At 50.7% G+C, this 7,630-nt stretch carries 6 protein-coding genes; 5 read left to right on the forward strand and 1 reads right to left on the reverse strand.

From position 1 onward, the window contains the following. Nucleotides 1-154 precede the first annotated feature (154 nt). Nucleotides 155-2,032 carry an FAD-dependent oxidoreductase gene (locus Q0668_RS04080; protein ID WP_298860194.1) on the reverse strand — a complete coding sequence of 626 codons (1,878 nt, stop codon included), beginning with the start codon at nt 2,030-2,032 and terminating at the stop codon, nt 155-157. Between the two features lie 108 nt (nt 2,033-2,140). Between Q0668_RS04080 and Q0668_RS04085 the strand changes: the two genes are divergently transcribed. The 5 genes from Q0668_RS04085 to Q0668_RS04105 all read left to right on the forward strand — a co-directional run. Continuing rightward, the gene (locus tag Q0668_RS04085) at nt 2,141-2,854 is read left to right on the forward strand and encodes an FCD domain-containing protein (RefSeq protein WP_298860196.1); all 714 of its coding nucleotides are present in this window, start codon (nt 2,141-2,143) and stop codon (nt 2,852-2,854) included. Between the two features lie 38 nt (nt 2,855-2,892). Beyond that, nucleotides 2,893-3,963 (forward strand): hypothetical protein, encoded by a 1,071-nt coding sequence (locus tag Q0668_RS04090; protein ID WP_298860198.1) that lies wholly within the window; start codon nt 2,893-2,895, stop codon nt 3,961-3,963. A 132-nt stretch (nt 3,964-4,095) separates the two neighbouring features. Next, nucleotides 4,096-5,151: a sialidase family protein gene (locus tag Q0668_RS04095; protein WP_298860201.1), complete on the forward strand. Its 1,056-nt coding sequence runs from the start codon at nt 4,096-4,098 to the stop codon at nt 5,149-5,151. Nucleotides 5,152-5,733: 582 nt separating this feature from the next. After that, nucleotides 5,734-7,131 carry a hypothetical protein gene (locus Q0668_RS04100; protein ID WP_298860203.1) on the forward strand — a complete coding sequence of 466 codons (1,398 nt, stop codon included), beginning with the start codon at nt 5,734-5,736 and terminating at the stop codon, nt 7,129-7,131. 155 nt (nt 7,132-7,286) lie between these two features. Continuing rightward, nucleotides 7,287-7,630 (forward strand): PQQ-binding-like beta-propeller repeat protein (locus tag Q0668_RS04105; RefSeq protein WP_298860205.1); only part of this gene is annotated, 344 nt, incomplete at its 3' end.

Consider the following 7,630-nt stretch of genomic DNA (forward strand, 5'->3'; position numbering starts at 1 on the left):
ATGATTCGAGCCTGGATCGATTCCTGGCTCAACCCAAATGGGAAATATCGGCTAATAGTGTGAGGCACAGTCTAAGCCACGTTGAATTGTTATCTCGCAGAGAACAATAGATATTTTTCGTGCTTTTCGTGTATTTCGTGGTTAAATAAAATTCTCAATAAACCCGTACTTCACAAATCCGAGCCTGATCCACTCCATTCGTAGCCGTCACAACAACACGTAGCACACTCACCGCCGAGTTCGCGTCCACCGCATGCACACGACGGCGTTGATAATTCCCCATCACCTCAACCAGCGGAATCCAGAGTTCACCGTCCAGTACTTCAACACGATAATCACAGACCGTTTCCGGCTGTGCCTGCCCCCACTGCATCTTGGATGTATAACCATCATGCTGACTCAGAGTCAGGTGCCGATGCAAGCCCGTATCGAAAATGAGCTGAATCTCACACGGCTCTATCGGCGTTTCCCATTCCAGTTGCAGCATCGCCGACAATCCATCCACCGGATCAGACATCCAGCGATGACCGCCCGGTATCGCGCGGCCTTCCGGCGCCCCCGCCGCCCCATGCACGCTCCTCGTCTGTCCTGAAACCACATTCATCGCTGCAAAATCAGCCAGCTCACTGCTGGCTGTGATGGTCGCCGATCGTGCGAAATCCTGAGCATCCAAGTTCACAATACCAACCAGAAAAGCATCATCCCGCAATAACCGTTGCTGAACTTGAGACATCACTGACGCGTTTTCAGCCAGTTCCGCAGGCAACAAATCTTGCTTCACCGCAAAAGCCGCCGCGGTTCCCACACCCTGCCCGATCACCGCACAGGTCGCCATCACGCGTGTCGAAGAAAAAGCAACATGCGTCGCCGAAATATTCCGCCCTGCAAACATCAGATTTTTTCTGTTCTTCGAAACGCAGGCAGAGAGCGGCACATTATAAAGCGCGGGAACCGGATGTTGCGTGCAGGGCTCCAGATCCGGCGCGTCGATCCCTTCCGGCGGATGCAGATCGAGCGACCAGCCGCCAAAGGCAATCGCATCGGGAAAATCACGCGACATTAATAGATCCTGCTCGGTCAGAATATGCTGACCGATAAAACGCCGGCTCTCTCGTTTACCGGGAAGAAATCCAAACCAGTCCAGCGCCCAATGTGCTGCTTTAAACGGATCTGCTCCATCCAGTGTTCCCGGCGGTCCATTCTTCACATGATCCCAAATCCCCATCACAACCGCCAACAGTTCGTCGCGAATCTCTTCGTTCTGTTTAATGGTATCCAGCGTGCCGCCCCACTCGGCCCACCAGTAACCATATTCATGCGTGGGCTGCTCTTCCCCCGGCGTTGCATAGAGACGTAACTTCAAATCGCGTTGCTCAAATTTCCGGGCCCACTCCGGTGCAACAAATGGCATCGGCCGATCATGTCGCCGCGCCTGCATCAGAATCGTGGAACCCAACCGCCGATTGTCCGCCGTTTCAGGAGCCAACGATTCATGAAATTCCTGCTTTCCCTCCCGGCCCTCCATAAACAGCGCACCCGCTTCAGCCGCCAGCCGCCCATCGCCCGTACAATCAATAAAAATTTGTGCGTTAATTGTAAAACGGTCTTCGGTACTCTGTCGTTCGGCAATCGCCTGTTCAATGCGATCACCATTCAACGTAACCGCAGTCACGCTCGTATTCAGCAAAAGTCTCAGGTTGGGTTCTGCCTTACATTTCTCAAATAAGATGAGGTCGAACATCGAAGCCGAACGCTGGGAATTCCGCACACTGTTCTCCAGTCGCAGCTCTTCAATAATCCCCCCTTCGCGGGCCTCGGTCTCGAATTCCGCTCCCCGATCAAAGACCCCCGTTCCATTGGCGCCCACAATATGCATCCGAATTTCACTCGAAGCATTGCCACCCAGAACAGATCGATCCTGACACAATACAACGCTGGCTCCCAACCGCGCTGCCGCAATCGCGCAACAGCACCCGGCCATCCCGCCACCAGCAACCAGGATTTCACAATTCAGTGCGTGATCTTCTAACATCGGGCCTTCATTTTTTCTTGTCTCTGAGTTTGACATGCAGTTTAAATGTCATATAATATTCGTTTATATTGGTTTTTCAAGTACATTCCACTATTTAAGCACTATGTTATGACACTTGTCAGCAAAGAATCCCCGCATTCGTTGACCATGGATCTCTCGGAACGCATCCGCCACCGCATTCAGTCGGCGGAATTTAATGACGGCGATTTCTTTCTTACTGAAGCAGAACTCGCAGAAGAATACAACGTCTCACGCCGAATTGCCCGCGAAGCCGTCAATCGACTGTGCGCTTTGGGACTACTCGAAGGACGCAAACGCATCGGGTTAATCGTCCGGCATCCCGACCCGGTAGAAGTCTGGGCCAACTGCCTCCCTTCGCTGGCCAGATCACAGGAAAAATTGGCGGAACTGGCACAGTTTCGATACGCTTTAGAAGTCGGGGCCGTAGAACTGGCCATCAAAAATGCCAGCGAAGAACAAATCGTTCAGCTGGCATCTCTGGCCGAAAAATTCAAACACATCGCCAATAATAAAAAAGAACGTAAAAAACGCATTGAAGTCGAACGCGAGTTTCACGGCTTGATCCTGAAAATGTCAGGCACTCAACTCATCGCCGACATGCAGAAATTATTATCGACACTCTTTGAAACTTCTTATCCCCCCAGAGAGTCCCCTGTCCTGGAAGACGACGTCAATGACCGCATCATCTGGCAACACTTTGAATTAGTCAGCGCCATTCAAGACCGCGATGTCGAACGGGCACGCTCTGTAATGCGCGCGCACTTGAAATATTTATTGAATTCCAAACCTGATCTCTCCTGATAAATAATTATCATCACTTGTTTTTGAGGCTTTTCAAAATGAAGAAACAGATCCCCCAGTTGATTCAATTTTTTGCTTTAATCTTTTGCTGTCTTCCAGGAACATCAGCACTCCTCGCAGGCGAAGACGCCGCCTTGCCCCAAGTCGAAGTCAGCAACGTTCGCAAAGTCTTCCACAACGGCGAGCACAATGCGTTTACCGATATGATCGAATTCAAAGGCAAATACTATCTGACCTTCCGCACTTGCCCGGGCGGACACATGCTCTTTCCCAGTTCCAGAATTCTGGTCATGCAGAGTGATGATACCAAAACCTGGAAACAGGTCGAAGAATTTTCTGTTCCCAAACGCGATGTCAGAGACCCGCATTTTCTAATCTTCAAAGACAAACTGTTTGTCTACACCGGCACCTGGTACTGTGGCGATGAGCCGCCGAAAACAAGAACCATTAATCAACATCTCGGATTCGGCGTCTGGACAGCCGACGGCACCAAATGGTCAAAACCCACCATGCTCGAAGGCACGTACGGCCATTATATCTGGCGGGCCGCCGCCTATGATGGCAAAGCCTACCTCTGTGGCCGCCGCATCAAACACTTCACAGAGGGTGACAAAGATCGCGCACTCATCGAAACCGCCATTCTGGAAAGTGATGACGGACTCGTCTGGAAAACCGCCAGCCTCTTCAACGAAAAACAGGGCGACGAAACCGCATTCCTGTTCGAAAAAAATGGCGACCTGTTAGCCATCGGCCGCAGCGGATCAAACCCGGCCTGGGTCATGCGTTCGCGATCACCGTTTAAAAAATGGGATCGCAAACAACTCGATCGCTACATCGGCGGCCCCTTACTGGCGAAATGGGGAAAAAATTATCTGGTAGGAGGCCGCCAGAGAAAAAACGGAAAATACGTCACCTCACTCTACTGGTTCCAGAACGACCAACTCCACGAATTCGCCTCACTCCCCAGTGGCGGCGATAACTCCTACCCCGGCTTTCTCTTATTAGAACCCGACCGTGCCTTGATCTCCTATTACTCCAGCCACGAAAAAGACAAAGACGGAAAAACCATCACCGCCATCTATCTGGCCGACCTTAAGTTGAAGAAATAGAAATAATCAAGTACAAGTAAGCCTCGATAACTTTGACACGATATCATCCTGCGAAGGAATACGGGGCTTATGCAACTCAACAACCTGAAAACCGGCATCCTCTTTAAGAACGACATGCCGCACGTCAAAAGCGTGCATGCGTATTTTCCTTCCGTCGCAATCTTACCCGATGGCTCTCTGCTCGGCATGTATATGCTGGGCGAAGCCTTCGAAGCAGACAACCTGCAGGTGCACCTGTCGCGTTCGAACGATCAGGGAAACACATGGCATTATCAGGGACAACTCAATCCCGATACCACAGACCGCACCACATCCACATTCGGGCGCCTGGCTGTTACCCCGGAAGGTGAACTGGTTGCCAACCTGATCCGCCTCGACCGGACAGACCACCCAGGTCAGGGTCTCTGTAACCCAGACAATCTGGGCATGGTCCCGGCCGAATTACTCACTATGCGCTCCCAAGATCAGGGAATTACCTGGACCGAACCGGAAACCGTCACACCTCCGTTAGTCGGCCCGGTATTTGAAATGTGCAGCCCCATCACATTTTTAAAAGACGGCCGCTGGATCTGGCCTACTTCCACCTGGCGCGACTGGGACGGCCATCAGCCCAACGGCAACCGCATGATCGCCTTCGTTTCCGAAGATCAGGGAAACAGTTGGCCCGAGTACTTCGACATCATGCACAGCGAAGCCAACAACCTCATTTTCTGGGAATCGAAGATCATCGAATATCCCGATGGTCGCCTGCTGGCGGTCGCCTGGTGTTATGACGAAGCGGCAAAAACGGATCGCCCCAATCAATATTCCATAAGCCATGATGGCGGCGCCTCCTGGTCGGCACCCGCTTCCACTCAACTGATCGGCCAGACTTTGACATCCCGCCTCTTAGACGACGGCACACTCCTCAATATCTACCGCCGGCTTGACGAACCAGGACTCTGGGCCTGCCACTCGCGATTAGACGAAAACGGAAAGTGGGAAAATCTCGACCAGCAACCTCTGTGGGGACATCAATCGCAGGCAGGAACCACAGCCACCGGCGAAAACATGTCCGAAAATTTCGCAGTCCTGAAATTTGGAGCCCCCCACATCACCCGCCTCCCCGACGGCGATCTATTCGTCACCTTCTGGTGCTACGAACAAAACATCAGCGTCATCCGCTGGTTCCGATTTGGCGTGGAATAATAGAATCTGACTGATTAGTATTGAGGGGATACGGTCAAATAATGAAATGCAGATGAACCTCCCGTTGACTGGCTGTCTTAGTTTGGTACGATTTTTTTCGTATCTTGAAGCAGATGAATTCCCTAGACATCAGATCTGGAATAATTCTGAGAATAACTGGTTAGATGACAATAGAAAGTCAGGAAATGTGCCCTGAGTGCAATCAATTTGGCGCACCGGTTGACATCTTGAATAGCAATGAAATGGGCATACTCCATGAGAAGCTATTCTTCAACGGTGTCAAACCGGGTCTTTTAACAATTCTCGATGGGTCACTTCAATATGGCGATGACATTGAGTGTACTTTGGAATGTCAAAAATGTGGCCAAAAGTTTGAGTTATATTGTAACATTTATCATGGACGCGGTGGATACTTCAGACCGGCCACATAAAAACAAGTTAACTGAAAGGCAACAGAAAGAAACAAGCGGTTTTATGAACGAATTCTACGGCCAGACGAGATTTTCTCTTTACGCGAAGCTACAATTACCAGTGAATTGAATCAGTCTACCTGACAACCATTTCATTGAAAGTAACCTCACGATGAATCACCAAAGAGCGATTAGTAAAATACTCGGAATCTCTCTCATACTTTTCATCCTGCAAGTCGTTCCCACAGTGACGTCTGCTGCGGAACCCGCCATTCAAATCGGGACATTCTCGGTCGATATTACTCCAGAATTGAACCAACCGATTGGCATGGGTTTTATTCCTATCCCCAAAACCGTGGAGCATCCCTTGTTAGCCAAAGGGATTCTACTAAAACAGGGAGATCACGCTTACGTACTCTGTGCCCTTGACTGGATGGAAGTGCATAACGAATCGTACGACTTCCTCAGAGCAGAAATCGCCAAAACCGCAAATACTACTGCATCCTGTGTCGCCTTGCAGTGCCTGCATCAACATACCGGGCCAGCCATCGATTCCACCGCGCAAAAAATTCAATTCCCCACTAAGTCTCCCCGACAAACGGCCTCTCTTAAATATGAACAGGAGGTCGCCCGAAAACTACAGGCCGCCATTAAAAAAACATCCCAGAATTTAACAACCGTCACACACATGGGAACCAGCAAATCCAAGGTCGACCGCGTCGCTTCCAACCGACGCATCAAACAACCCGATGGTTCTATCAAAGTCCGCTCCAGCAAGTCCACAGATCCCGACTTACAGGCGGCTCCCGAAGGTATCATCGATCCCTGGCTCCGCACACTCTCGTTCTATTCACAAACAAAACCGCTGGTGCAGATTCACTACTACGCCACGCATCCTCAAAGTTTTTACGGCGACGCCCGCATCAGTTACGATACAGTGGGAATCGCTAGAGAACAGCTGCAACAGAAAAGCAACGTCTTCCAGGTGTACTTCACAGGCTGTGGCGGAAATACCGCAATGGGCAAATATAACAATGGCTCCCGAAAAGCCCGTGATGAATTGACGAGCAGACTCATGCAGGCCATGGATGGCTCCCTGGATCATATCAAGCGAACACCCATCGAACCTCTTCAATGGCAAACAGTCGATGTAAATTTCCCCGTGCGACGCGCACCAGAATTCCTGGAAGACCGCAATCGGCAAATCCTGGCGAACGAAAAATCAAAGTATTCTCAAGTCATCAAAGCAGCCATCAACCTGGCCTGGATCGAACGTGCTAAAAGGAATGAAACCATCGAATTCAGCTGCCTCTCGTTCGGCAAAGTAAAAATCCTGCATCTGCCCGGAGAACCCTTCGTCGAATTTCAGCTGGCCGCGCAAAAACGGCATCCGGAACTCTCCCTCTTCGTCGCCGGTTACGGTGATTGCGGCATGAGTTACATCGGCACCGACGTTGCCTATTCAGACCGGGGAGGTTACGAACAAACCTGGTCCTTCATCGATCCCAGCGAAGCATTATTCCTGGATTCCATGTCGCAATTACTGACAGGTAAAGGAAAAGACCACTAAGCTAACAAGCAAGTTCCCTAATCGAATGACCCGCTCACTTCACAACAGCTTTATGAAATGACGGAATTCGACTTCGGTTGTCGGTGACAAGCCCCTCTGCAGGCATTACCATTAATAGACTTGATCACCCATCAGACACTCACTGAGGACCCTCCATGAAATTCCTGCCCGCCCTCGTTATTTTCGTCAGCCTCTGTTTGTCATCCGGTAATGCAGTGGCTGACTGGACTCAATTTCGCGGAGACGCAGCCCGCACCGGCTACACTAAAGAGCCCTTGCCCACACGCATGGAATTACAGTGGTCGTTTAAAACGAAAAACACTCCGACTCCCGCATGGCCAACACATACCCGCATTAAATTTGACGAAGTCTTTCAGCCCGTCATCGCGGAGCAAACCGTTCTGTTCGGCAGCTCATCTGATGATCAACTCTACGCTCTCGACTTGAAAACGGGACAGCTCAAATGGAAATTCTTCACCGAAGGCCCCATCCGCTTCGC

It is taken from the genome of uncultured Gimesia sp. (genome assembly GCF_937910335.1).
GTDB lineage: Bacteria > Planctomycetota > Planctomycetia > Planctomycetales > Planctomycetaceae > Gimesia.